Here is a 24796-nt window from a genome sequence, read left to right on the forward strand (position 1 = left end):
TCCGCCCCTTTTCCGCACGAGGAGAGCCATGACCGCGGTACCCCCTGCCCAGATTCAGGACGAGGACGACCTGGACGCGGCGTACGACTACGACGTCATCGTCGTCGGCTCCGGGTTCGGCGGCTCGGTCACGGCCCTGCGCCTCACCGAGAAGGGCTACCGGGTCGGCGTCCTGGAAGCGGGCCGCCGCTTCGCCCGTACCGACCTGCCCCGGAACTCCTGGGACCTGAAGAACTTCCTCTGGGCCCCGGCCCTCGGCCTCTACGGCATCCAGCGCATCCACCTGCTGGGCAACGTGATGGTGCTGGCGGGCGCGGGGGTGGGCGGCGGCTCGCTCAACTACGCCAACACCCTCTACGTACCGCCCACGCCGTTCTTCCAGGACCCGCAGTGGAAGGACATCACCGACTGGCAGGAGGAGCTGGCCCCGTACTACGACCAGGCCAAGCGGATGCTGGGCGTACGGCTCAACCCGACCATGACCCCCTCGGACGTCCACCTCAAGGCGACCGCTCAGGCCATGGGCATCGGGGACACCTTCCACATGGCGCCGGTCGGGGTGTTCTTCGGTGACGGGAAGGACGCCGTGGGCGAGGAGGGGGAGGGCGCGTCGCGCACGAAGCCGGGCGCTGAGGTCGCCGACCCGTACTTCGGCGGCGTCGGGCCCTCGCGCACGGCGTGCACCGAGTGCGGCGAGTGCATGACGGGCTGCCGCCACGGTGCCAAGAACACCCTCAACGAGAACTACCTCTACCTCGCCGAGAAGGCCGGTGCCGTCGTCCACCCCATGACCTCGGTCGTCGCGCTCACGGAGGACTCGCGGGGCGGGTACGCGGTCAGGACGCTGCCGACGGACGACAGGAAGAAGGGCAGGGGTCGGACCTTCACGGCGCCGCGGGTCGTCGTAGCGGCCGGCACCTACGGGACGCAGACCCTGCTGCACCGGATGAAGGACACCGGGCTGCTGCCCCGCGTCTCGGCCCGGCTCGGCGAGCTGACCCGTACCAACTCCGAGGCGCTGGTCGGCTCGCAGACCACCGACCGGCGCTACCGCAGGAAGCACGGCGCGGAGAAGGTCGACTTCACGCGCGGCGTCGCGATCACCTCCTCGATCCACCCGGACGAGAACACCCACATCGAGCCGGTCCGCTACGGCAAGGGCTCCAACGCCATGGGCGGCATGACCGTCCTCCAGGTGCCCTACGGCGCCCACCGGGTGCGGAACTGGCTCCTGGAGATGGTCAAGCACCCCACCCTCGCCCTCCGCGCGCTCTCCAACCGCCGCTGGTCCGAGCGGACGATCATCGGTCTCGTCATGCAGTCCCTCGACAACTCGCTGACGACCTACCGCAAGCCGGGCGGCGTAGGAAAGGGCCTGCTCACGGCCCGCCAGGGCCACGGCGCGCCGAACCCGAACCAGATCCCCGAGGCGACCCGCGCCGCGTCGCTGCTCGCCGAGGAGATCAACGGTTTCGCGGGCTCCAACATCGGCGAGCTGATGGGCACCCCGCTCACCGCCCACTTCCTGGGCGGCTGCCCGATCGGCGCGGACGCCGAGTCCGGCGTCATCGACCCGTACCACCGGCTCTTCGGGCACCCGGGCATCTCGGTCGTCGACGGCGCCGCGGTCTCCGCCAACCTCGGCGTCAACCCCTCGCTGACGATCACGGCGCAGGCGGAGCGGGCGATGTCCCTCTGGCCGAACAAGGGCGAGGAGGACCCGCGCCCGGCCCAGGGCGAGGCGTACGTCCGTGTCGCGGCCGTCGCCCCGAAGTCCCCGACGGTCCCGGCGGACGCCTTCGGCGCGTTGAAGCTGCCGTTCCTGGGGATGCCGACGGTCCCGCCGAAGAAGGCGTAGCCGGCTCCCGGCTCCGTTCCGGACATGGAAGAGGCGCTGCACCCCCCTCCGAGTGCAGCGCCTCTCCAGCTTCTGGGTGGTGCTGCATACATGACCTGTGGCCTGAGGGATTGGTTGTAGCCGATCGGCGGATTCTTCGTGTGACGCGCGTCACTCTCCCCGGAGGGTGCCGTTCCCGGGCAGCGCAAGGGCCCCGTGGCGCGATTCCGGTCGCGGCACGGGGCCCTTGGCGTTCGGCACCGGTGTCGGGGCGGCGGCGGTGCCGGGGGGAGCGCGGCGCCCGGGGGTCGCGCCGCGAGGGGTGGAGTGGGGTGGAGGGGACGGGAGGGGTGGGGGTGTTCGTGCTGGACGGATGCCGACGCATCCGGCTGGACCGGTTGCGGTCGGCCCCGGGCGTCCCCGGGGCCGACCGCCCTTTCTGGGTGACCGGGCTGCTGTCCCCTGCCGTCCGGTCACGCGCGCTGGGGCGAGGTCCCACGACGTACTTGCGGTACGTCACACGCCCCAGCGAAGCCACGCGTGGTTTTTTCGGGCCCGCCCCTGGCTGGCACGGACACCGGGACCAACGAAGGGGTCCGGGAGGCGGTCACGCGCCGTACGGGTGAGAGCGGGCCCGAACTCAGGTCCGTCACCCCGCCCGCGGGAGGCACTCTGCGGGAGGCACCCCGCGGGCGGTACCGCGCGGGGTGCCGGCACCGGGGAAGCCCGTGCCGGAGGGGGTGGGGGGTCAGATACGGCCCCGGCAGAGCTCCAGCATCGTCATCGCCAACGCCGTGCCCGGCTTGCCCAGCGCGTCCCTGTAGTGGCCGAGGACCTCCATCTCGCGCGCCAGGTTCACCCGGCGGCCGCCCGAGCCGATCCTGGCCTCCTGGATCACGGCCGAGACGGCCATCCGTTCCTGGATCAGCCCGATGATCCGGTCGTCGAGCGCGTCGATCCGCTCGCGTGCGTCGCCGATGAGCACGGCGGCCTCGTCGGTGCGGGCGCCGGTCTTCTCGGTCCTGGTCACAGTGGTCATGGGTGGAGCTCCTCGTGGTGTCGGGCGCGGCGCCCCGGAGCGGCAGGGCCCGGAAACGACAGAGCGCCCCGGGCCTTGTCGGCCCGGGGCGCCTGGAAAGTCGCTTGTCAGTTGCTCAAGCAGCACGACCATGGCAGCCGGACGGGCCGGTGCCATAGGTAAAGAAGAAGGTCGTGAGCTTGCGCATGCGGACAGTATGGACCCCTCCGCCGCGACCGGGACAACCCGGGTTCGGATGGTGAGACGAAAAGTCAGCCCGGCGCGCCGGTAGAATCGACAAATAGCCCCCTCGGGGGAACCCCTCCCTACCGCCGGAAGGCCGCCGTAGTGTCATCAGCGACTCCCGCTGCCGCGCCCGACGTCACCAACCCGGACGTAGTCCTCGTTGTCGACTTCGGCGCCCAGTACGCCCAGCTCATCGCCCGACGCGTCCGTGAGGCGCGGGTCTACAGCGAGATCGTCCCGTCCACCATGCCGGTGGCCGAGATGCTGGCCAAGAGGCCGAAGGCGATCATCCTCTCCGGCGGCCCGTCCTCCGTCTACGCGGAGGGCGCCCCGCGCCTCGACCGCGCGCTCTTCGAGGCCGGTGTCCCGGTCTTCGGCATGTGCTACGGCTTCCAGCTGATGGCGACCACCCTCGGTGGCACCGTCGACAACACGGGCGCCCGCGAGTACGGCCGTACCCCGCTGCACGTCTCCAGGGCCGGATCGACCCTCTTCGAGGGCACCCCGACCGAGCAGTCCGTATGGATGTCGCACGGCGACGCCTGCTCCGCTGCTCCCGAGGGCTTCGCCGTCACCGCCTCCACGGACGTCGTGCCCGTCGCCGCCTTCGAGAACGACGAGAAGAAGCTCTACGGCGTCCAGTACCACCCCGAGGTGCTGCACTCCACCCACGGTCAGCAGATCCTGGAGCACTTCCTCTACCGGGGCGCCGGCATCGAGCCGACCTGGACCACCGGCAACGTCATCGACGAGCAGGTCGCGGCCATCCGTGAGCAGGTCGGCACCAAGCGCGCCATCTGCGGTCTCTCCGGCGGCGTCGACTCCGCCGTGGCCGCCGCGCTCGTGCAGAAGGCCATCGGCTCGCAGCTCACCTGCGTCTACGTCGACCACGGTCTGATGCGCAAGGACGAGACCGAGCAGGTCGAGAAGGACTTCGTCGCCGCGACCGGCGTCCAGCTGAAGGTCGTCGACGCACAGGAGAGGTTCCTCTCCGCGCTCGCCGGGGTCTCCGACCCCGAGGAGAAGCGGAAGATCATCGGGCGCGAGTTCATCCGTGTCTTCGAGCAGGCGCAGGCCGAGATCGTCGCCGAGTCGGCGGGCGCCGGCGAGGATGTCGCCTTCCTCGTCCAGGGCACGCTCTACCCGGACATCGTCGAGTCCGGCGGCGGCACCGGCACCGCGAACATCAAGTCCCACCACAACGTGGGCGGCCTCCCCGAGGACCTGGAGTTCGAGCTCGTCGAGCCGCTGCGCCAGCTCTTCAAGGACGAGGTCCGCATGGTCGGCCAGGAGCTGGGCCTGCCGGAGGAGATCGTCCAGCGGCAGCCGTTCCCGGGCCCCGGCCTCGGCATCCGTATCGTCGGCGAGGTCACCAAGGAGCGCCTGGACCTGCTGCGCGAGGCCGACGCCATCGCCCGCGAGGAGCTGACGACCGCCGGTCTCGACCGTGAGATCTGGCAGTGCCCGGTCGTGCTGCTCGCCGATGTGCGCTCCGTGGGCGTGCAGGGCGACGGCCGGACGTACGGTCACCCGATCGTCCTGCGTCCGGTCTCCTCCGAGGACGCCATGACGGCGGACTGGACCCGCATGCCGTACGACGTCCTGGCGCGGATCTCGACCCGGATCACCAACGAGGTCGCCGATGTGAACCGTGTGGTGCTCGACGTGACGAGCAAGCCGCCGGGCACCATCGAGTGGGAGTAGTCGCTCCGACAGCCCTGTGAACCGCCGCCCCCGCCGACCGGGGGCGGCGGTTTCGTCGTGGCGGGCGGTCTTCGTCGTGTGATCCCTCTGGTCAGTTGTACGGCCCGGCGTTACCTTCCCGCGCATGAGCGAGACACCGGCCCCCGTACCCGTCGATCAGCTCCATGTCGCGATGCCGCCCGTCCACGGGACCGTCGAGGAGGAGCGGACGTACCGCAAGCGGAGACTCGCGGGCGCGCTCAGACTCTTCGGACAGTTCGGGTACGAGGAAGGGGTCTCCGGTCACGTGACCGCCCGGGACCCCGAACACGCCGACTGCTTCTGGGTGAACCCCTTCGGCGCCCCCTTCGCCGAGCTGACCGCGAGCGACCTCGTCCTGGTCGACGGGGACGGGCAGGTCGTGCGGGGCGCCGCACCGGTGAACCAGGCGGCGTTCGCCGTCCACGCCCAGGTGCACCGGGCCCGGCCGGACGTCGTCGCGGTCGCGCACAGCCACTCCGTCCACGGGCGGGCGCTGGCCGCGCTCGGTGACCTGATCGAGCCGATCACCCAGGAGGCCTGCGGCTTCTACCAGGACCACGCGCTCTACGACGCGTACACCGGTGTCGCCGTCGACCCCGAGGAGGGGCGGCGGATCGCCACCGCGCTCGGGCCGTACAAGGCGATCGTGCTCCGCAACCACGGCCTGCTGACCGTCGGGACCTCGGTCGACGCGGCCGCCTGGTGGTTCATCGCCATGGAGCGGTGCGCCCGGGTGCAGCTGACCGCGCGGGCCGCGGGGAAGCCCGTGCCGATCGGGCACAAGGACGCGATCGCCACCCGCGACCTGATCGGCACCGACCTGGCCGCCTGGATCAACTACCAGCCGCTGTGGCGCAGAATCAGCCGTTCCGAGCCCGAACTGCTGTCGTAGAAGGCCGCCTCGACCGTCGTCAGGACCGTCCCCGATACCGCTCTGCGCTGTCTTTAGCTGCCCTTACGTCAATGTGATGACGGTTCAATCACTCTTGCGCGGGGCGCACGGAGCGACCCGGAGGCTCTTCGGTGCGACACAATTCCCAGTATTCACAGGTCAGTTGACGGAGAGATCGGGAAGTGGGCGCCGTGGCGGTGCAAGAGGCGAGACAGTGCGGTGACCACGCGGGATGCGCGGAGGGCGGGCGCGCGGGTCACCGGCGAGCGGTAGCCGCCTTCCTCGCCCGGCGCGACGAGCTGGCGGCCGGCCAGGGCGTGCCCGCGGCCGTCGCCCATTCGCCGGGCGCCTCGCGGCAGTGGGTCTCCGACGCCCTCGCCCAGTCCGCTCGCGCGGTCGCGGCGCGGGGACGTGCGGCGGACGACGCCTGGCTGCGCCGGGTCCGGTACGCCACGCTCGGCGCCGTCTGGGGCGGGGTGCTCGCCCTGCTCCTCGGACAGGCCCTCACGGCCGTCGGCACGGGATGGACGGGTCCGCGTACGGCGGGATTCCTCGCCGCGCTCGTCCTGGCCGTCCCGCTCACCTTCGCCGCCCACGCCCACCGGGAGCGCGGCGGCGTCCTCGCTCCGCTGATCGGGGAGGACAACCGGCTCTCCACCTCCCGCTCGGTGGCCGCCTGCTGGCTGCTCTTCGCCGTCTACACCGTCCTGTTCCTCGCGCTCCGCCTGGTCACCGGCGCCGACCGGGTCGGTCTCGGCATCGGCCGGGGCGCCGGACTGCTGACCGTCTTCGCGCTCACGGCGGCCGTGGCCGTCGCCGCCCGCCGGATCGTGTGGGCCCGCGTCGTGGGGCAGCGGCTGCAGAAGGTCCGCGCCGACCGGCCCCGCGCCGCCGACCTGCTCTGCGATGACGACGGCCGGGGCAGCCTCACCGACATCGCCCACGTCCTCGTCTCCGCCGCCGTCCTCGTTCTCACCGCCGTACGGCTCGGGCGCGACCCCGACCGGCTGCCCGAGGTGCCGTGGTCCCTCGTGCTCCTCGTCGCCGTGGCGGCGGCCGGATACCTCGCGGCCACGTGCACCGGGGGCGGCCGGCCCGCGATCCTCTCCGTCGTCCGGTCCCGCGAGGCGGGCGACCTCGACGCCGCGATCCGCACCGGTGACGACATCGAGATCCGGGGGGCCGGTTTCGTCCCGGCCGGGGCCGCGGGACCGGACCCGTTGACCCGATTGGTCGTGCGCGTCGGCTCCGTCCACGCGCACGTTCCCCTGGTGCCCGTCCCGGGCGGCTTCGCCAACCCCACGGACACCGTCCTGACCGTTCCGCTCCCGGTCGACGTGGAGCCCGGACGGGTCGAGGTGTCGGTGGTGACGGCCTCCGGCGTGGAGACCAACCGGGTCACGATCGACGTCGTCGACTGAACCTTCCCTGTGTCCTCCACGTATCCACGGGGAGGGGGTCCGGGGACAATCGATTCCGCGGACAGTGGCGTGGAGAGGCAGGCCGACGATGGCACAGCACGGCAAGGGAACGTCAGGGGCGCCCGGGGCCTCCGGCCCCACGGGTCCGGCTCGCTCGAACGGTTCGTACGGGACGCCGGGCGGCGGTCACGGGAGCCACGGCGGTCATGGCGGACGCGGAGGTCACGGCGGCTCGGCCGGTCCTGGCCGGTCCGGCGGGCTCACCGCGTGGAAGGCCGCCGCCTCGCACTACGCGCTGCTGCCGCTGCGCATCTTCCTCGGCGTCACCTTCGTCTACGCCGGGCTCGACAAGCTCACCGACTCCGCCTTCATGTCCGACACCGGCACCGGCTCCATCGGCGAGATGATGCGCGGCGTCCGGGACACCTCGGCCATCCCCGCCCTCGTCGACCTGGCGCTCAAGAGCCCCGTCGGCTTCGGGTACGCCATCGCCTTCGGCGAACTGGCCGTCGGCCTCGGCACCCTGGTGGGCCTCTTCGCCCGGGTGGCCGCGCTCGGCGGAGCCCTGATCTCCCTGAGCCTCTGGCTGACGGTCAGCTGGCAGGTCGACCCGTACTACTACGGCAACGACCTCGCCTATCTCATGTCCTGGCTCCCGCTCGTGCTCGCCGGGGCCGCGTACCTCTCGCTCGACGCCGTCCTCGCCGAACGACGGCGCACCCGATAGGCCACCCAGGTCGCCAGCGCGGCCAGGCCCAGGCCCCCGAAGAGCACCGGGATCACCTCGTACCAGGGCGTCTCCCAGGCGTCCGCGGCGTCTCCCGCGTAGAGGACGGCGAGGGCGATCGCGGTCGCGCCGGCGATCAGGCGGCCGGGCCGGAACTCATGAAGCAGCACGGATGACCTCCACCTGTCCGAGACCGACCTCCAGGGAGAGGTCGACCGTTCCGCCGGGCGTGGTGCCTTCGGCGGGGGGCAGCGTCCGGCGCTCGTCGCGGTCGGGCGCGATGTCGATGTCCTCGGGGCGCTGCTGCGGCAGCTGCACATCGCCCAGGCCCACCTGGGCGCGCAGCTTCACCGTGACGTTCTTCGGCACGATCACCTCCAGCCTGCCCGCGCCGACCTCGGCCTCCGTGCCGACGGTCGTGCCCGCCGGGACCGCGAGCCGTGACAGATCGAGCGTCCCGACGCCGGTGCCCAGCTCGTACCGGGTCTCCACGGCGGCGACCGACGCCGGTCTCCACGTCGTCCGCGCCCACTCCGTGGAGATCTCCTTCGGCAGCGCGGCCGCCACCGCGAGCAGGCCCGCCGTGACCACCGTCAGGAAGATCGTGCCGAACCCGGTCCGGCCGAGGAAGCTGCTGACCACCAGACCGAGGCCGAACACCGCGAGGGCGGCGACCAGACCGATCTGCACGCTCGTGCCGAACGGATGCGTCTCCCAGGACAGTCCCGTCCCGAGGCCGCCCGCGAGCAGCGCCAGGAGGAAGACCACGCCGCCGATGGAGCGCGGCCCGCGCCGGACGGCCGCCGCCTCGGGACGCCGCCCGAACTCCGGGTCGGCCGAACCCCACTGGCTGCCGGGCACCGGGATCTCCCCGTTCGGGAGCCGGCCGTCGGGTCCCACGCCGTGCGGCCCCCAGAGGTAGCCGATGGCGACCTTGCCCGTCGAACCGTCCTTGACGATCGGGTCCTTCCACCACGAGGGGAACTCCACGAGCGGCGGCGCCTTCGTCTCGGGCGGCGCCTCCGCGACCGCGGCCGCCGTCGCCGCGTCCATGCGGCCCTCGGCCTCGCCCGTGGTGACCTGCGCGCGCCGCTGCGACCAGACCGCCGCGCCGCACACCGCTATCGACAGCATCACCGCGAACGCGAGCGTCCCGCCGTTGCGCAGCATCGACAGCAGGGCACCGCACCCCACCAGGGCCATCAGCACGGCCACGAGCGCGGCGCCGTCGACCCGGCCCGCGAGCAGTCTGCGGCCCTCGTTCTCCTCCTCGCCCGCGAGCGGGACGAGCAGCCACGCGAAGCCGTAGAAGATCAGCCCGAGGCCGCCGGTCACGGACAGTACGCCGATCGCGATACGGAAGATCACCGGATCGAGGTCGAAGTGCCGGCCGAGGCCACCACACACACCGGCCACGACCCGGTGCTGCCGCGAGCGGCGCAGGGGCGCGGCGGGGGAAGCCTCCGCCGTCGGCGGGGCCTCGTGCGAAGAAGGCGTCGAACTCGTCATGCGTCCATGGTGACGGCCGCCGTCCCGCCGCGGCACCGGGGCCGACCCTGGCCCGACCCTGATATTCCGGAGGCGGTCCACCCTGAGAACGTCCCGGGGGCCGCCTCCTAGGGGCGATCTCAGGGGTCGACCCTGATGTGCCCGCCCGGCCGCACGTGTGACCATCGGTGCATGCCCGCAGCCGCCCAAGTCACCGAGACCGACGAACCGCCCGTGCGCAAGCTCTACCGGAGCGCCGACGGACGGTGGCTCGGCGGTGTCGCGCGCGGCCTCGCGGGACATCTCGGACTGCCCGTGGTCTGGGTCCGCGTCCTGTTCCTGGTCCTCCTCCTCGCGGACGGCCTGGGCGCTCTGCTGTACGCGGTGTTCTGGATCGTCGTCCCGCTCGGTGTCGGCGGCCGGAGCACGCCCCGCCCCGTCTTCGAGACCACCGCGGACGGCAGACGCCGGCTGCGCAAGCCCGACCGGGGCCAGGTCTTCGCCCTGATCGCGCTGGCGATCGGCGCCGCCGTCTTCGCGGGCAACATCGACTGGGGCAACCGGACGGACCGCTATGTCTGGCCCACGCTCCTCATCGGCGTCGGTGTCGTCCTCGTCTGGCGGCAGGCGGACAACGCCCGCCGTGAGAGCTGGACCGAGCCGGGCCGCCGCCGGCGGACCCTCCAGCTCGCCCGCGGCTTCGCGGGAGTCGCCCTCGTCGGCATGGGGCTCACGGTCTTCATGGTGGTCCGGGGCTCCGCGGCCCAACTGGGCACGGCGCTCACCGCCGCGATAGCCGTGCTCACCGGCATCGCGCTGCTCGCCGGGCCGTGGCTGGTGCGGATGTCGCAGGACCTCTCCGAGGAGCGGACCATGAGGATCCGCGCCCAGGAGCGCGCCGAGGTCGCGGCCCATGTCCACGACTCCGTCCTGCACACGCTCACGCTGATACAGCGCAACGCGGACGAGCCGGGCGAGGTGCGCCGACTGGCCCGCGCGCAGGAGCGGGAGCTGCGGAACTGGCTGTACAGACCGGAGGGCACCGGAAAGGACGAGAGCGAGGAGCCCGAGACGCTCGCCGAGGCGGTGAAGCGGGCAGCCGCCGAGGTCGAGGACAAGCACGGCGTCCCGCTGGAGGTCGTGGTCGTGGGGGACTGCCCGCTCGACGAGAAGCTGGTCGCGCAGATGCAGGCCGCGCGCGAGGCGATGGTCAACGCCGCCAAGTACGGTGGCGAGGGAGGGGCGGTGCAGGTCTACGCGGAGGTCGAGGGCCGTACGGTGTTCGTCTCCGTGCGGGACCGCGGCCCCGGCTTCGACCTCGACGCGGTGCCCGACGACCGGATGGGCGTACGAGAATCGATCATCGGCCGGATGCAGCGCAACGGTGGTTCGGCCCGGCTGCGGTCCGTTCCGGGCGGGGGCACCGAAGTGGAGCTTGAGATGGAGAGGGCGGACGGATGAGCGACGAGACCGGGACCGGGACGACGGCGGCACCGAGCACGGAGCGTCGGGTGCGGGTCGTGCTCGTCGACGACCACCGGATGTTCCGCACGGGGGTGCAGGCCGAGATCGGCCGGACCGACGTCACCGGCGTCGAGGTGGTCGGGGAGGCCGCCGACGTCGACCAGGCGGTCACGGTGATCACCGCGACCCGCCCCGAGGTCGTCCTGCTCGACGTGCACCTGCCGGGCGGGGGCGGGGTGGAGGTGCTGCGCCGCTGCACGAGCCTGATGACGGCGCCCGAGAACCCGGTGCGGTTCCTGGCCCTCTCGGTCTCGGACGCGGCCGAGGACGTGATCGGGGTGATCCGGGGCGGCGCCCGGGGCTACGTCACCAAGACGATCACGGGCACCGACCTGGTCGGCTCGATCTTCCGGGTCCAGGAGGGCGACGCCGTCTTCTCGCCCCGGCTCGCGGGCTTCGTGCTCGACGCCTTCGCCTCCACCGACGCCCCGCCGGTCGACGAGGACCTCGACCGGCTCACCCAGCGCGAGCGCGAGGTCCTGCGGCTGATCGCCCGGGGGTACGCCTACAAGGAGATCGCCAAGCAGCTCTACATCTCGGTGAAGACGGTCGAGTCGCACGTCTCCGCGGTGCTGCGCAAGCTCCAGCTGTCCAACCGGCACGAGCTGACCCGCTGGGCGACGGCCCGCCGGCTGGTCTGAGGCCGAGCCGGGCCCGAGCCGGGCCCGAGCCGAGCGGGCCGAAGGGCGTCACCCGTCGAGGGCCTCACCCGTCGAGGGCCTCACCCGTCGAGGGCCTCGGGCGTCACCAGCCGAAGGGGCCTCACGGGTCGAGGGCCTCACCCGCCCAGGGCGTCACGAGACGCGGGTCGCTCCCGCGAAGGGCATCTCGTCGATCGGCGCTACCCGCACCGGCGCGCCCGGCCGGGGCGCGTGGATCATCTGGCCGCCGCCGATGTAGAGCCCGACATGACTGATCCCCGAATAGAAGAAGACCAGGTCGCCCGGGGCCAGTTCGGATCGGGAGACCCGCTGCCCCGCGTTGATCTGCGTGTACGTCGTCCGGGGCAGTGCCACCCCCGCCGAGCGCCAGGCGGCCTGCGTCAGCCCGGAGCAGTCGTAGGCCGACGGGCCCGTCGCGCCCCACACGTACGGCTTGCCGAGCTGGGCCCGGGCGAAGGAGATCGCCTGCGCGGCACGGCTGCTGGGCGCCGTGACCGGACCGCGGATCCCCGAGGCCCGGTCGGCCCGGCTCCCCGTCGTACCCGTGGAGGAGCCGTCGGCGTCACCCCGCCCCGCCCCGGACGCCGCCGCCTCGTACCGCGCCCGCTCCTCGGCGGTCAGCCGGGCCAGCAGCGAGCGCGCCTCGCCGAGCTTTCCCTGTACCGCGGCCTTCTGGCGTCGCAGATCGGCCTCGTGCCCGCGCAGCTGCGTCAGCCGCTCGTCCGACTCGGCCTTCAGCTGCCTGATCCCGGCCAGCTCCCGCCGTACCGAGGTGACGGTCGCCGCCTGCCGCTGACCGGCCTTCTCGGCCAGCGCGGCACGCTCCAGATACTGCTCCGGGTCGGAGGTGAGCGCGAGCTGCACGGCGGGGTCGAGGCCCCCGGAACGGTACTGCGCGGTGGCGACGGAACCGAGCCCGTCACGCGCGGTGTTGAGCCGGGCGGTCCTCCGCGCGGCCTCGTCCCGCAGCCGGTCGAGGGCGTCCCGTGCCGCGTCCGCCTTCTCCTTCGCGCCGTTGTACCTCTCGGTGGCCACCTCGGCCTCCTGGTACAGCCGGTCGACCTTGGCCTTGACCTGCGCGGGGGTGAGCCGGGGCTCGGCGTGCCCGGAACCCTCGAAGAGGGTCGCCGTCGCCGCTGAGGCGAGGGCGAGCGTGGCGGCGGTGCGTGCCGCCTGGCCACCGAGGGGGGAGTTCCTGGGCTTCCGGTGCGCTGCCACGAGGGCGGGTCACATCCTCTCCCTGTGGGGGTCGTTGCCCACCGGGTCCGGCGATGGACCGCACAGGGGAGACGGCCCACCGCCGGATTCTCGGCGGGGGCGGCCGGCTGCCGCCGGAGGACCGGCGGTGGTGGGGAGCCGGCCACCTGGGGGAGGACGCTAAACCTGCCCGTCACGGGGCGGCGTGGCCTTGACCGCTATTGGCGCCAGTTGTCCCTTCGGGACCGTTCCGCTCCGGCCGCGGCGACGGGTGGGCGCCGCATTCCGGCGCGGGCATGACCGAAGCGCCGGACAAGCTGGACCCGGCCGAACGGGGGTGCTATGTGCCCGGTTAGGCTCCGCCCCATGGACGTACTCATCAATGTCTTCGTCGCCCTGCACATCATCGGAATCGCCTCGCTGCTCGGCGGGTTCCTCACCCAGATGAAGGCGATGGGCGCGGGTACGGCCCGCTTCACGCCCGCCATGCTCCACGGCGCGCTCACCATGCTGGTGACCGGCATCGCCCTGGTCGGCCTCAATCAGGCGGACGACCAGAGCGTCAACAACGTGAAGATCGGCATCAAGATGGCGGTGCTTGTCGTCATCCTCGCCCTCGTGTACGTGAAGCGGGACGAGGAGACGGTCGACAAGGGCCTCTTCGCCGCCGTCGGCGGCCTGACGATCGCGAACATCTTCATCGCGACCCTCTGGACCTGACGGAGCCGGCCGGGCCACCGGGCCCGACGGCACCGGGCCCGGCACCGGGCCCGACGGTGCCGGGCCCGCGAGATCCGGCTCAGGCCGGGCGGACGCCGCCGTAGATCGGCATGTAGTAGATCGACTCCTCACGGACGTTCGCACCCGGCTTCGGCGCGTGGATCATCTTGCCGCCGCCGATGTAGAGACCGACGTGGCTGATGTCGTCGTAGAAGAAGACGAGGTCCCCGGGGAGCAGATCGGCCGTGGCGACCCGGGTGCCCACCTCCACCTGGTCCCAGGTGGTACGGGGCAGGTCGACGCCCGCGGCCCGCCAGGCCGCCTGGGTGAGCCCCGAGCAGTCGTACGAGCTGGGGCCGGTCGCGCCCCACACGTACGGCTTGCCGATCTGGGCGCGGGCGAAGGCCAGGGCCTTCTCCGCCTTCGCCGCGTACGTCGAGTCGCCCGATCCGCCGGTCGATCCACCGGGCACCGGCGTGGTCGGCTGCTGCTCCCTCGCGGCCTCCTCCTGCCGGCGCCGCTCGGCCTCCTCCGCCTCGGCCCTGGCCGCGGCCTCCGCCTTGGCCCGTGCCTCCGCCTTGCGCTGTGCCTCGGCCTCCCGCTTGCGCTCCAGCTCCGCGAGCCGTGCCTTCTCCTCGGCCGTCAGCCTGGCCAGCAGCGTCCGCGCCTCGCCCAGCTTCCGCTGGACGGTCTGCTTGGTCGTACGGAGCGTCGCCTGCGACTCGGTCAGGGTCTCCAGGCTCTTCGTCGCCTTCGCGCGCTGCTTCGCCGCGGCGACCCGCTTGCTCTCGTACTCCGACACCGCGCTGCGCTCGCGCTCGGTGAGCCGGTCCATGAGGTGGGACTGGTCGAAGTACGACTGCGGGCTGTCCGCGAAGATCAGCGCGGCGGTCGGGCCCACGGCCCCCGCCCGGTACTGCGCCGCCGCGTACGAGCCGAGCGCCCGCCGTGACTCGTTGATCTCGTCCGTCCGCTTGGCCACGTCGTCCAGGAGCCCGTCGACCTTGCGACGCTGCTGGTCGGTGGCCTCCTTGGCGCGGTTGTACTCCTGCGTCGCCGTTCCGGCCTGCCGGTAGAGGTCGTCGACCTTCTTCTGGATCTCCTCCACCGTCGGCTTGGCCGGGGCGGCGGGTGAGGCCTGGGCACTCTGCGTGGTCAGCAGCGTGACCCCGGCAAGTGCCGCCGTCGTGACCCCGACGGCGGGGGAGTGCGATCGGGTGGTGCGCGGCTTGCGATGGGACGCCAAGGCCGGCATCTCCTTCCGTGGCCGCCGAGGGGAACGACCGGCGTCAACTGCCGCGGGGCAGGGCCGGCTTCGGCGTGAGCGGCCCGCTCGGCGCGTTTCGCCGTCGGAGCGGACGGGCTGCCTGGGCGAGCACGCTAGCCAACCGGTGAGGGTGCTGTGAAGGCCGATGTTCGATATGCCCGATACTTTTCCGTGACCTAAAGTGGATCGTCACCTTCCGTAATCTCCCTCTCACTTCGGGAGGCGGGGGCGGGCTGTCGGTGCGGCGGCCTAGACTCGTTAGGCGATGAGCAGCCTCTTTGACGACAGCTTCCTGGCGAGCCTCCAGAACCACTCCCCGGAGGAGCCTCCGCCCCCGCCCGAGGACGAGCACCACGTGCACGGCGCCCCGGCCGCGGAGGAGGTCCCGCACGACCTCTTCGGGGGGCGCTTCGACGCGCCGCCGGCCCGGGACGCGTACTACCGCGACGGAGCCGCCCGCCCCGTCGTGGACGCCGCCGCGCTCCTGGACGGGCTGAACGAACAGCAGCGCGCCGCCGTCGTCCACACCGACACCCCGCTGCTCATCGTCGCGGGCGCCGGCTCCGGCAAGACCCGGGTGCTCACCCACCGCATCGCCCACCTGCTGGGCACCCGGCACGTCCACCCCGGCCAGATACTGGCGATCACCTTCACCAACAAGGCCGCGGGCGAGATGAAGGAGCGCGTCGAGCACCTCGTCGGCCCGCGCGCCAACGCCATGTGGGTCATGACGTTCCACAGTGCGTGCGTCCGCATCCTGCGCCGGGAGAGCAAGAAGCTCGGCTTCACGTCCTCCTTCTCGATCTACGACGCCGCCGACTCCAAGCGCCTGATGTCCCTGGTCTGCCGTGACCTGGACCTCGACCCGAAGAAGTTCCCGCCGAAGTCCTTCAGCGCCAAGATCTCGAACCTGAAGAACGAGCTGATCGACGAGGAGACCTTCGCCGACCAGGCCGTCGACGGCTTCGAGAAGACGCTCGCCGAGGCGTACCGGATGTACCAGGCACGGCTGCGCGAGGCCAACGCCCTGGACTTCGACGACATCATCATGACGACGGTCCATCTGCTCCAGGCGTTCCCGGACGTCGCCGAGCACTACCGCCGCCGCTTCCGCCACGTCCTCGTCGACGAGTACCAGGACACCAACCACGCCCAGTACACCCTCGTGCGGGAGCTGGTCGGCACCGGCTACGACGACCTGGACCCGGCCGAGCTGTGCGTCGTCGGTGACGCGGACCAGTCGATCTACGCCTTCCGCGGCGCGACCATCCGCAACATCCTCCAGTTCGAGGAGGACTACCCGAACGCGACGACGATCCTGCTGGAGCAGAACTACCGCTCCACTCAGACGATCCTCTCCGCCGCCAACGCGGTCATCGAGCGCAACGAGTCCCGCCGTCCCAAGAACCTGTGGACCAACGCGGGCGCGGGCGCGCAGATCACCGGCTACGTCGCCGACACCGAGCACGACGAGGCCCAGTTCGTCGCCGACGAGATCGACCGGCTCACGGACGCGGGCGACGCCAAGGCCGGGGACGTCGCCGTCTTCTACCGGACGAACGCCCAGTCCCGTGTCTTCGAAGAGATCTTCATCCGCGTCGGCCTGCCCTACAAGGTCGTCGGCGGCGTGCGCTTCTACGAGCGCAAGGAGGTCCGCGACGTCCTCGCCTACCTGCGCGTCCTCGCCAACCCCGAGGACAACGTGCCGCTGCGCCGCATTCTGAACGTGCCCAAGCGCGGCATCGGCGAGCGCGCCGAGGCGATGATCGACGCCCTCTCGCTCCGGGAGAAGATCACCTTCCCGCAGGCGCTGAAGCGGGTCGACGAGGCGTACGGCATGGCAGCGCGGTCCGCGAACGCGGTCAAGCGCTTCAACGCCCTCATGGAGGAGCTCCGTACGGTCGTCGACTCCGGCGCCGGCCCGGCCGTCGTCCTCGAAGCCGTCCTGGAGCGGACCGGGTACCTCGCCGAGCTGCAGGCCTCCACCGACCCGCAGGACGAGACCCGTATCGAGAACCTCCAGGAACTGGCCGCCGTGGCGCTGGAGTTCGAGCAGGAGCGGGGCGAGGACGAGACCGGCACCCTGGCCGAGTTCCTGGAGAAGGTCGCGCTCGTCGCCGACTCCGACCAGATCCCCGACGAGGACGAGGAGGGGTCGGGCGTCATCACGCTGATGACGCTGCACACCGCCAAGGGCCTCGAATTCCCCGTGGTGTTCCTGACCGGCATGGAGGACGGCGTCTTCCCGCACATGCGCGCGCTGGGCCAGACCAAGGAGCTGGAGGAGGAGCGGCGGCTGGCGTACGTGGGCATCACCCGCGCCCGCGAGCGGCTGTATCTGACCCGCTCCTCGATGCGCAGCGCCTGGGGCCAGCCCTCGTACAACCCGGCCTCGCGCTTCCTGGAGGAGATCCCGGCCTCGTATCTGGAGTGGAAGCGGACCGGTCCCATGGTCAAGCCCGCCGGGCCGACCTCCGGGATCACCTCCTCGCTCTCCTCCTCCCGCGCGCGCTCCGGCCCCTCGGGCTTCGCGACCCGGCGGACCAGCGACAAGCCGGTGATCACGCTCCAGGTCGGCGACCGGGTCACGCACGACCAGTTCGGCCTCGGCACGGTCATGCAGGTGACGGGTGCGGGCGCCGACGCGCAGGCGACGATCGACTTCGGCGACGAGAAGCCCAAGCGGCTGCTGCTGCGGTACGCGCCGGTCGAGAAGCTGTAGCGGTACGTACGCGAGAGGGCCCCGGCTTCGGCCGGGGCCCTCTCGCGTACGTCCGTACGGAATCGTCAGCCGGTCGGGTTGAGACCATGGCTGCGCAGCCACGCCTCGGGGTCGATCGCGGCGCCGCCGCCCGGACGGACCTCGAAGTGGAGGTGCGGGCCGGTGGAGTTGCCCGAGTTGCCCGAGTACGCGATGACGTCGCCGGCCTTGACCTTGCCCGAGCGGATCTTGGTGCTGCTCAGGTGGCAGTACCAGGTCTCGGTGCCGTCCGCGGCGGTCACGATCGCCATGTTGCCGTAGGCGCTGTTCCACTGGGTGCGGACCGTGCCGTCGGTCGCGGCCATCACCTTCGTGCCGTACTGGACGGGGAAGTCGATGCCGGTGTGCACGGACATCCAGTTGACGCCCGCCTGTCCGTAGCTCGCGCTGAGCTGGTGCAGCTTCACCGGCAGCGCGAACTTGGGACGCATCGCCTCCTTGCGGGCGGCCTCCTCCTCGCGCTTCTTCTTCTCCGCGTCCTGGCGCGCCTTGAGGTCGATGCGCTCCTGGGTGCGGCTGGCGCGGTCGCCGAAGTCGCGGGCGTCGGCGCTGAGCGCCGCGAGCTGGGTGTCCAGCTTGTTGTTGGCGGCGACCGGCTTGACCGAGGCGGGGTCGGCTGCGGCGAGCGCCGTCGTGTCGTCCTTCGTGTCGGCACCCGCGTCCGCGAGCCCGCCGACGGAGGCGGCGGCGATCCCGGCGACGCCCATCACACAGGCGGAGGGGACGGCGACGGTCAGCAGCGCGGAGCGCTTGGCGGGCGTACGGCGCCGGCCCCGGCTGCCGCCGGAGGAGCGGCGCACGGGACGGCCGGCGGTGGCGGTCGCGACGGCGGGGGCGGGTTCCGCCTCGGCCGGGGACTCCTCCGGGAACTCGGCGGCCGGTTCCTCGGACTCCGCGGCGGCCTCGTAGTCGTACGCGTAGGTGTAGTCGCCTTCGTGCGACTCCTCGTACGAGGGCTCCTCATGGGGCTGCTCGTACGGCTCCTCGTAGGCCTGCCGGTACGTGTCCTCGTGGGGCGCTTCGTACGGCGCCTCGTACGCGTCGGGCTGCTCGGCCTGCGCCTCGGGCGCGGGGGCGAACTCGTACTCGGGGGTGTACTGCTGGGGCACGACGGGGTCCGCGACCAGGACGTCCTGCTGCGCCGTGGCGTAGTTCCAGGCCGTGGCGTCGTACGTACCCGTCTCGAAGGCGGGGGTCGTCCACTGCCCGGTGGTGTCGTACGAGGCGAAGTGCGCGGTCTCGTACTGACCCGTCTGCTGGGCCTCGGTCCAGGCGGAGGCGTCCCACTGACCGGTGGTGTCGTACTGCGCGCCGGTGTCGTACTGGCCGGTCGTCTCGTACTGACCCGTCGTGGCGTACTGCCCGGTGGTGTCGTACTGGCCCGTGGTGTCGTACTGGCCCGTCGCGCCGTAGGCGCCGGACTCCCACTGGTGGCTGCCGCTCCACTGCGTGGTGTCGTACTGGCCGCTGTGACCGGCGTCGTAGCCGCCCGGAAGGGCGCCGAAGAGCGGGTCCGTTGCGAAGCCGCCGGTGCTGTGGGCGTCGTCTCCGACGTACCCGGCGTGGGGGTGCTGGTCGTTCACCAACTTCTCTCTCGCCTCGGCGGCAGGACCAGTCCGGGGCGGGCCCGTCGAGGGGTGTCCCGGGGTTAAGCAGTGGCGCGACTGTACCCGGCGGTATACGCGACCGACAATCTTCCGAGGGTTTTGGTTCCGCAGGAAACGGGCAATCGGCCGTGTTTCGGCGGCCTCGGGGAAGAGCTTTGGCTTGTGTTCGAGGAACGTTCGAAGAACAGATGCTTTCTGGCGGGTCGTCAGACCCCCTGAAGCCGTGCCGGCTCAGGCGACGGAGGCGGCGCCCGGTTCGGCCTCCGGCGTGGCGCCGGGCTCGTCGACGTCCAGTGCCTCGCAGATCCCCGCCGCGACGGTCGGATGCACCGGCAGGGCGAGATGGCCGATGCCGCTGACCTGAACGTTGTGCACGCGCAGATCCGGGTGGTCGAGGCGGGCCGTCTCCACCGGCACCATCACCTGGTCCAGGTCGCTCCAGAAGCTGACGCAGCGCGTCCGGCAGCCCGGCGCCGGCTCGGCGAGCTCCCGCAGCACCTCGGAGCCGGGGCGCATCTGGCGGATCAGGGGATGAGCGCCGACCCAGGCGGCGGCGGTGGTGCCGGCGTGCGGGGTGCCGAGCATGACCAGCGTCCGCACCCGCGCGTCGCCGCCCAGGCGCTGTACGTAGTAACGGGCGATCAGGCCGCCCAGGCTGTGGCCGACGACGTCGACCTCGGACCGGCCGGTGCGGGCGCAGACCTCTTCGACATGGCGGCCGAGCAGCTCGGCGGCGGCACGCAGGTCGCAGGTGAGCGGAGAGTAGTTGAGCGACTCGACGGGGTGACGTCCGTGCCGGGCCAGGGTGCGCCGCAGCAGGACGAAGACGCTGCGGTTGTCCACGAAGCCGTGGAGGAGGACGACGGGGCGCCCGGCCCCGCCCCCGGTCCCCGGCGCGGTGTCGGGGTCGGCGGCGACCTCGGGGCGCTCGGACACGATGCCGGAGGGGTAGAGGAGCAGATGGCCGGTGAGGATCGCCAGCTCGAGGGCGTTGGCCTTCAGTGCTGTGGTGACCTTGGTGAGCCTGGTGAGCTCCATCGGCTACCTCCGAGCGGCACGCGGGCGCCGAGCGGTAGTCCGGTGAGCCGTACGTCCGGGCCGCCGGCTGACGGCCCGGACGTACGGCTACCCCGTTGCGGCTCCCTTGCGCACGACCCTTGCGGCTGGTGGGCCCAGGAGGAGGGCCCGGGGGTCCGGCGCAGGCGAACAATGTCCCACCGTGTGATTTCCCCCTCGGTGCCCACCGCGAAACAGCGACGTGCGGGATGCTGGCGATAACGTTCGTTCACCTCCCCGGCAATGAAGCGCGGGGGTCGCATGTGGAGGCAGTGATGGGTGTGACCGGTCCGATCCGCGTGGTGGTGGCCAAGCCGGGTCTCGACGGCCACGATCGCGGGGCCAAGGTGATCGCGCGGGCGCTGCGCGACGCCGGCATGGAGGTCATCTACACGGGACTGCACCAGACGCCGGAGCAGATCGTGGACACGGCGATCCAGGAGGACGCCGACGCGATCGGCCTGTCGATCCTCTCGGGCGCGCACAACACGCTGTTCGTGAAGGTCCTGGAGCTTCTGAAGGAGCGCGACGCGGAGGACATCAAGGTCTTCGGCGGCGGCATCATCCCCGAGGCGGACATCGCGCCGCTGAAGGACAAGGGCGTGGCGGAGATCTTCACCCCGGGTGCGACGACGGCGTCCATCGTGGAGTGGGTCAACGCGAACGTCCGCGTCGCCGCATAGGCCCTGCGGGACGGGACGGGCGGGGCAGGGGCGGGGACGGGTCGGCATCGGTCCGCACCTGTCCGCACCGGGCGCACGGGCGGCCCCCCGGCCCCGTGCGTGCCGCCGCCGCGTGCATGCCTGCCTGCCCCCGTGGCATCGGTGGCGCCGGGCGGCGTGCCACGGCCCACGAGCCGAGCCGCGCCCCGCACCGTCACGCCGTGCTGCCCGGTCGGCGTCGTGGTGCCTCCGTGCCGGGGGCTCCCGGCGGCCGGAACCTGTGACGGGCTTTCACTCGAACGGCCCAATCCCGCCCCCTACGGGCCGCCGATCGCACTGCTCGGCGGTTACCCCGGTGGGGTCGCCGGATCCGCCGGCTCCGTGAGCTCCGTCTGCATCCGCGCGCGCAGCCGGAGTGTCGACACCAGACGCTGGAACGCCTCCGACCAGTACCCCCCGGCTCCCGGGGAGGCGTCCTCCGGGTCCGTCGTCAGGGCGGTCAGCGACTCCAGCTGGTCGGCCGCTCCGGGCGAGAGGCAGCGTTCGGCGAGTCCCATCACTCCGCTGAAGCTCCAGGGGTAGCTGCCCGCGTCCCGCGCGATGTCCAGGGCGTCGATCACCGCCCCGCCCAGCGGCTCCGACCAGGGCACCGTGCAGACCCCGAGGAGTTGGAAGGCCTCCGACAGGCCGTGGGCGGCTATGAACGAGGCGACCCAGCGGGCCCTCTCCTCGTGCGGGAGGATCGAGAGCAGCTTCGCCCGCTCCGCCAGGGACGACGTGCCCGGACCGGTCGCCGGCGGGGCGGAGGGTGCGCCGAGCAGCGCCCGGGACCAGTCGGCGTCCCGCTGGCGGACGGCGGCACGGCACCACGCGGCGTGCAGCTCGCCCTCCCAGTCGTCCGTGACCGGCAGCGCGACGATCTCCTCGGGGGTGCGCCCCCCGAACCGATCCGGCCAGCAGGACAGGGGCGCCGACTCCACGATCCGGCCCAGCCACCAGGACCGCTCGCCCCGGCCCGCCGGCGGGACGGCGACGACTCCGTCCCGCTGCATCCCGGCGTCGCACTCGTGCGGCGCCTCGACGGCGATCCTCGCGGGCCCGCCCGTACGGTCCAGGGAGACGCAGGACGACGCGCGGTCGGCCATCCGGTCGGCGAGGGCCGATTCGGGCAGGGCGGAGAGCAGCTCGGCGGCGGTGGACCGCACGTTACGGCTGCGGTCGGAAAGGGCCTCCTCCAGGAACTCCTCGTCCGCGCCGGAGAGTCCGGCCCGCAGCGAGTCCAGGAACATCAGCCGGTCCTCGGCCCGCTCCGCCGTCCAGGTGGAGCGCAGCAGTGCCAGACCGGCGGCGGGGTCCTCGGCCCGTACGGAGGTGAGCAGCGCGACGCGTTCGGCGAACAGGCCCTCCTCCCAGAGCGCCTCGACCGCCTCGCGGTCCCGGACGTCGGGGAGCGCGGTGCTGCCTCCCGCCCCGCGGAGCGCGAACTTCCAGTCCGGGTTGAGCCGGGCCAGCCAGAGCCCGCGCGGCCCGGCGAGGGTCAGCGCCTGCGGCCGCAGGTCCGTACGGGCGCGGGCGGCGTCGAGGAGGGCGGGCAGGGCGGACGCGGGTGCCCTGTAACCGTGTTCGTTGGCCGTGGCGAGCCACTGGGGGAGCAGCTCGGCGAGGTCGGGCGCGGCCCCGCGCCGACCGCCGGACGGGGCGGGGGCGGCGCGGCCCGCGAGCAGCTGGCCGAGTCGGTGGCGGGCGGCCTCGGGCAGAGGACGGCGGTGGTCCTCGGGCGCGGGCTCGGGCGCCGGGGCGGCGGGCCCGGGCCGCAGGCCCGCCCTGCGCCGTACCGTGTGGAGCGCGGCGGCGTCGAGCAGCGCGACGGGAGCGCCGCCGGCGGCCGTCACGGGGAGCGCGGGCGGTCGGCGATCCGTGCCGAGCAGCGCCGAGGTGACGAGTTCTTCCCAGGCGTCCACGGAGGCCTCCAGGTTGTCATCGGGCGTACGGAGTCGGGCGGGCGGAGTCAGTGGAGCGGGACCGTCTCGCCGGGAGCGTCGGCCGACCAGGCGGCGAGCGGCGTGAACCCGCGGTGCCCGCACTCGCCGAAGACGGTCACCGGGCCGCCACCGGAGAGCGCGGCGAGCCGCCACAGGCCCGGCCGCCCGAGCGCGGGCGCGCTGACGGGCAGCGCCGCGCCGTCGTCGGTGGACGGGGCCGCGTCGGCGAGCTGCCAGCCGTGGTCCGTCGGTATCGGTACGACGTCGGAGAGCGTCACCGGCCAGGAGTCCAGCCAGGGGTCCTCCCGCAGGGCGTGGCCGTATGCCGCGAGCGCGTCGCCGACGGTGCCGCCGCGTGGCGGGGCGTCCAGCGGGGCCGGGGCGGCGAACCGCTCTCCCAGCTCCGCCCTGAGCGCTCCGGCACCCGCGTGCGGGACGATCGCGGCGTCGATCACCGCACCCACGGGCAGCGCCAGTTGGGGCGCGCGCCCGACCGCTCCGAAGGAGAGCAGCAGCGCCGTGCGTCCGGTGTCGCGGCCGTGCAGCCAGATGCGCCGCGTCGTCAGCTTGCCGTCACCGGTGTCGTACTGGGCGAGGACGAGCCAGCGGTCCCGTACGGAGGGGCCCTCGGCGGAGGCCGTGAGGCCCACCCGGGTCCGTACCGTCGCCGCGAGCGGAGCGGGGAGCCGGTCCACGGAGAGCCAGGCCCGGTCGAGGAGATGGGTCAGGGCGCACTCCTCGAGCAGCCTGACCGGCCAGCCCTGGCCCGAGCCCGGTATGGCGCCCAACTCCCGCACCCGGCCCGCGAGTCCTGGCGCCTGGGCGTCGACCATGCGGGCCGCCGTCTCCTCCCACAGGCCGTACCCGGACTGCTCCGCCGAGGCCAGGCCGCCGCGGAGCAGGTCGGCGAGCCGCTGCTCCAACTCCTCGGCTCCCGAGGTGATCCGGGCCGAGCGCCGCTCCGCCCTTCGGCGCGCCGCCTCGGGATCGGCGGGGGCGGCCGCGGGCGCGCCGTCCGCGCCCTTCGCGCGGACGGCGGCGCGCTCGCGTCTGCCCTCCAGCCATCCGGACGCCCAGTCGGGCACGTCGGTGTCCGCGACGGCCGCCGTGTCCGACGCCCAGAGCAGGAGCAGCCCCAGGGCGTGCTTGCACGGGAACTTCCGGCTGGGGCAACTGCAGTGGTACGCCGGACCCGTGGTGTCGACGACCGTCCGGTACGGCTTGCTGCCGCTGCCCTTGCACAGCCCCCACACGGCCCCGTCGCCGCTGCCCGTACCCGACCAGGGCCCGGCCACGCCGAGCTTGCTCCCCGCTCTGCGCGAGGCGTCGTCAGGAGCCAGTGCCAGCACCTGATCCGCCGTCCAGCGCACCCCCTGTGTGTTCATGCCCCCGACGGTAGGGGGCCCCACTGACAACGGACTTGACCTGCTCGTTCGAACGCGGGGAGAGCGCAACCGGGTATTTGACTTTGCCTTCCCTTTACGATTGTCTGCCCCCGACCCGTCACACGACCCGCACCAGGGGGACCCCTCATGAAGCGCACCATCCGCACCGCCGTCTCGGCGCTCGCCGTCACCGGTCTCGCGTTCGGCCTCGGCGCCTGCTCGGCCGCGGACAAGGCGGCGGACCAGGTCGACAAGGCCGTGAACGAGACCTTCCAGGTCACCTACGAGGTCTCCGGCAAGGGCATCGAGTCGATCGAGTACCACGGCGGCAGCGGCACGGCGATGGAGCCGAAGCTCGAGAAGGAGACGAAGCCGACGACGCCGTGGAAGAAGACGGTGACGCTGAAGGGGATCATGCCGCCGGCCGTCATGCCGATCGCGCTCGACCCGTCCGACCTCACCTGCAAGGTCATCCACGAGGGCAAGGTCATCAAGGAGGCGAAGGGCCCGGAGGCGATGGCCGGAGGCTGCGTCGCGGTCTCCCCGATCGCCGGCTGAGGCCGCGGGCACAGCCGGTTTCGGCCCCTCCGGACAGCGGCCGGGGCCGACTGTCAGTGCC

General features: G+C 72.5%; 19 protein-coding genes. 11 read left to right on the top strand and 8 right to left on the bottom strand.

Annotation, left to right across the window (positions count from 1 at the left end; translation table 11 throughout):
- The first annotated feature begins 28 nt into the window (after positions 1 to 28).
- A complete protein-coding gene (locus ACZ3IJ_RS13330; protein WP_467467767.1) occupies positions 29 to 1858 on the top strand; it encodes a GMC oxidoreductase in 1830 nt (609 codons plus the stop codon).
- Between the two features lie 727 nt (positions 1859 to 2585).
- On the opposite strand, the gene ACZ3IJ_RS13335 is transcribed toward ACZ3IJ_RS13330, so the two are convergent.
- Positions 2586 to 2876: a chorismate mutase gene (locus ACZ3IJ_RS13335; protein ID WP_467467768.1), complete on the bottom strand. Its 291-nt coding sequence runs from the start codon at positions 2874 to 2876 to the stop codon at positions 2586 to 2588.
- Between the two features lie 327 nt (positions 2877 to 3203).
- Between ACZ3IJ_RS13335 and guaA the strand changes: the two genes are divergently transcribed.
- The 4 genes from guaA to ACZ3IJ_RS13355 all read left to right on the top strand — a co-directional run bounded on the left by guaA (position 3204) and on the right by ACZ3IJ_RS13355 (position 7866).
- The gene (guaA, locus tag ACZ3IJ_RS13340) at positions 3204 to 4805 is read left to right on the top strand and encodes a glutamine-hydrolyzing GMP synthase (protein WP_467467769.1); all 1602 of its coding nucleotides are present in this window, start codon (positions 3204 to 3206) and stop codon (positions 4803 to 4805) included.
- 124 nt (positions 4806 to 4929) lie between these two features.
- Positions 4930 to 5718, top strand: coding sequence for a class II aldolase/adducin family protein (locus ACZ3IJ_RS13345; protein WP_467467770.1), 789 nt, complete (start codon positions 4930 to 4932; stop codon positions 5716 to 5718).
- 191 nt (positions 5719 to 5909) lie between these two features.
- Entirely contained in the window at positions 5910 to 7139 is a 1230-nt protein-coding gene (locus tag ACZ3IJ_RS13350; RefSeq protein ID WP_467467772.1) for a hypothetical protein, read from the top strand.
- Positions 7140 to 7227: 88 nt separating this feature from the next.
- Positions 7228 to 7866, top strand: coding sequence for a DoxX family protein (locus ACZ3IJ_RS13355; RefSeq protein ID WP_467467774.1), 639 nt, complete (start codon positions 7228 to 7230; stop codon positions 7864 to 7866).
- Positions 7867 to 8022: 156 nt separating this feature from the next.
- Here the strand turns inward: ACZ3IJ_RS13355 and ACZ3IJ_RS13360 are convergent, their stop codons facing one another.
- Entirely contained in the window at positions 8023 to 9375 is a 1353-nt protein-coding gene (locus ACZ3IJ_RS13360; protein WP_467467776.1) for a PspC domain-containing protein, read from the bottom strand.
- Positions 9376 to 9546: 171 nt separating this feature from the next.
- Between ACZ3IJ_RS13360 and ACZ3IJ_RS13365 the strand changes: the two genes are divergently transcribed.
- Together ACZ3IJ_RS13365 and ACZ3IJ_RS13370 are read left to right on the top strand one after the other, a co-directional pair.
- Positions 9547 to 10815, top strand: coding sequence for a PspC domain-containing protein (locus ACZ3IJ_RS13365; RefSeq protein WP_467467778.1), 1269 nt, complete (start codon positions 9547 to 9549; stop codon positions 10813 to 10815).
- Entirely contained in the window at positions 10812 to 11519 is a 708-nt protein-coding gene (locus tag ACZ3IJ_RS13370; protein ID WP_467467780.1) for a LuxR C-terminal-related transcriptional regulator, read from the top strand. The genes ACZ3IJ_RS13365 and ACZ3IJ_RS13370 overlap by 4 nt, the downstream gene beginning before the upstream one ends.
- A gap of 153 nt (positions 11520 to 11672) precedes the next feature.
- On the opposite strand, the gene ACZ3IJ_RS13375 is transcribed toward ACZ3IJ_RS13370, so the two are convergent.
- The gene (locus tag ACZ3IJ_RS13375; RefSeq protein WP_467467782.1) at positions 11673 to 12758 is read right to left on the bottom strand and encodes a C40 family peptidase; all 1086 of its coding nucleotides are present in this window, start codon (positions 12756 to 12758) and stop codon (positions 11673 to 11675) included.
- Positions 12759 to 13103: 345 nt separating this feature from the next.
- Between ACZ3IJ_RS13375 and ACZ3IJ_RS13380 the strand changes: the two genes are divergently transcribed.
- On the top strand, positions 13104 to 13457 hold the full coding sequence (locus tag ACZ3IJ_RS13380; RefSeq protein ID WP_467467784.1) for a hypothetical protein: 354 nt from the start codon (positions 13104 to 13106) through the stop codon (positions 13455 to 13457).
- Positions 13458 to 13536: 79 nt separating this feature from the next.
- Here the strand turns inward: ACZ3IJ_RS13380 and ACZ3IJ_RS13385 are convergent, their stop codons facing one another.
- Positions 13537 to 14712, bottom strand: a complete 1176-nt coding sequence (locus ACZ3IJ_RS13385; RefSeq protein ID WP_467467786.1) for a C40 family peptidase — start codon at positions 14710 to 14712, stop codon at positions 13537 to 13539.
- Positions 14713 to 14989: 277 nt separating this feature from the next.
- On the opposite strand from ACZ3IJ_RS13385, the gene pcrA reads away from it, so the two are divergent.
- Positions 14990 to 17446, top strand: a complete 2457-nt coding sequence (gene pcrA / locus ACZ3IJ_RS13390) for a DNA helicase PcrA (RefSeq protein ID WP_467467788.1) — start codon at positions 14990 to 14992, stop codon at positions 17444 to 17446.
- 65 nt (positions 17447 to 17511) lie between these two features.
- Here pcrA and ACZ3IJ_RS13395 read toward each other — a convergent pair whose 3' ends face one another.
- Together ACZ3IJ_RS13395 and ACZ3IJ_RS13400 are read right to left on the bottom strand one after the other, a co-directional pair.
- Positions 17512 to 19068 carry a M23 family metallopeptidase gene (locus tag ACZ3IJ_RS13395; RefSeq protein WP_467467790.1) on the bottom strand — a complete coding sequence of 519 codons (1557 nt, stop codon included), beginning with the start codon at positions 19066 to 19068 and terminating at the stop codon, positions 17512 to 17514.
- Positions 19069 to 19323: 255 nt separating this feature from the next.
- Positions 19324 to 20130, bottom strand: a complete 807-nt coding sequence (locus tag ACZ3IJ_RS13400) for an esterase/lipase family protein (protein ID WP_467467792.1) — start codon at positions 20128 to 20130, stop codon at positions 19324 to 19326.
- Positions 20131 to 20423: 293 nt separating this feature from the next.
- Between ACZ3IJ_RS13400 and ACZ3IJ_RS13405 the strand changes: the two genes are divergently transcribed.
- Positions 20424 to 20831, top strand: coding sequence for a cobalamin B12-binding domain-containing protein (locus ACZ3IJ_RS13405; RefSeq protein WP_391798907.1), 408 nt, complete (start codon positions 20424 to 20426; stop codon positions 20829 to 20831).
- Between the two features lie 326 nt (positions 20832 to 21157).
- Here ACZ3IJ_RS13405 and ACZ3IJ_RS13410 read toward each other — a convergent pair whose 3' ends face one another.
- Together ACZ3IJ_RS13410 and ACZ3IJ_RS13415 are read right to left on the bottom strand one after the other, a co-directional pair.
- Positions 21158 to 22822 carry a DUF5691 domain-containing protein gene (locus ACZ3IJ_RS13410; protein ID WP_467468384.1) on the bottom strand — a complete coding sequence of 555 codons (1665 nt, stop codon included), beginning with the start codon at positions 22820 to 22822 and terminating at the stop codon, positions 21158 to 21160.
- Positions 22819 to 24177, bottom strand: a complete 1359-nt coding sequence (locus tag ACZ3IJ_RS13415) for an SWIM zinc finger family protein (protein WP_467467794.1) — start codon at positions 24175 to 24177, stop codon at positions 22819 to 22821. Before ACZ3IJ_RS13415 ends, ACZ3IJ_RS13410 begins: the two co-directional genes overlap by 4 nt.
- Before the next feature lie 147 nt (positions 24178 to 24324).
- Between ACZ3IJ_RS13415 and ACZ3IJ_RS13420 the strand changes: the two genes are divergently transcribed.
- Positions 24325 to 24735, top strand: a complete 411-nt coding sequence (locus tag ACZ3IJ_RS13420) for a hypothetical protein (protein ID WP_391798904.1) — start codon at positions 24325 to 24327, stop codon at positions 24733 to 24735.
- The last annotated feature ends 61 nt before the right edge of the window (positions 24736 to 24796 follow it).

The sequence above is a fragment of the Streptomyces sp. NPDC013317 genome, assembly GCF_055563155.1.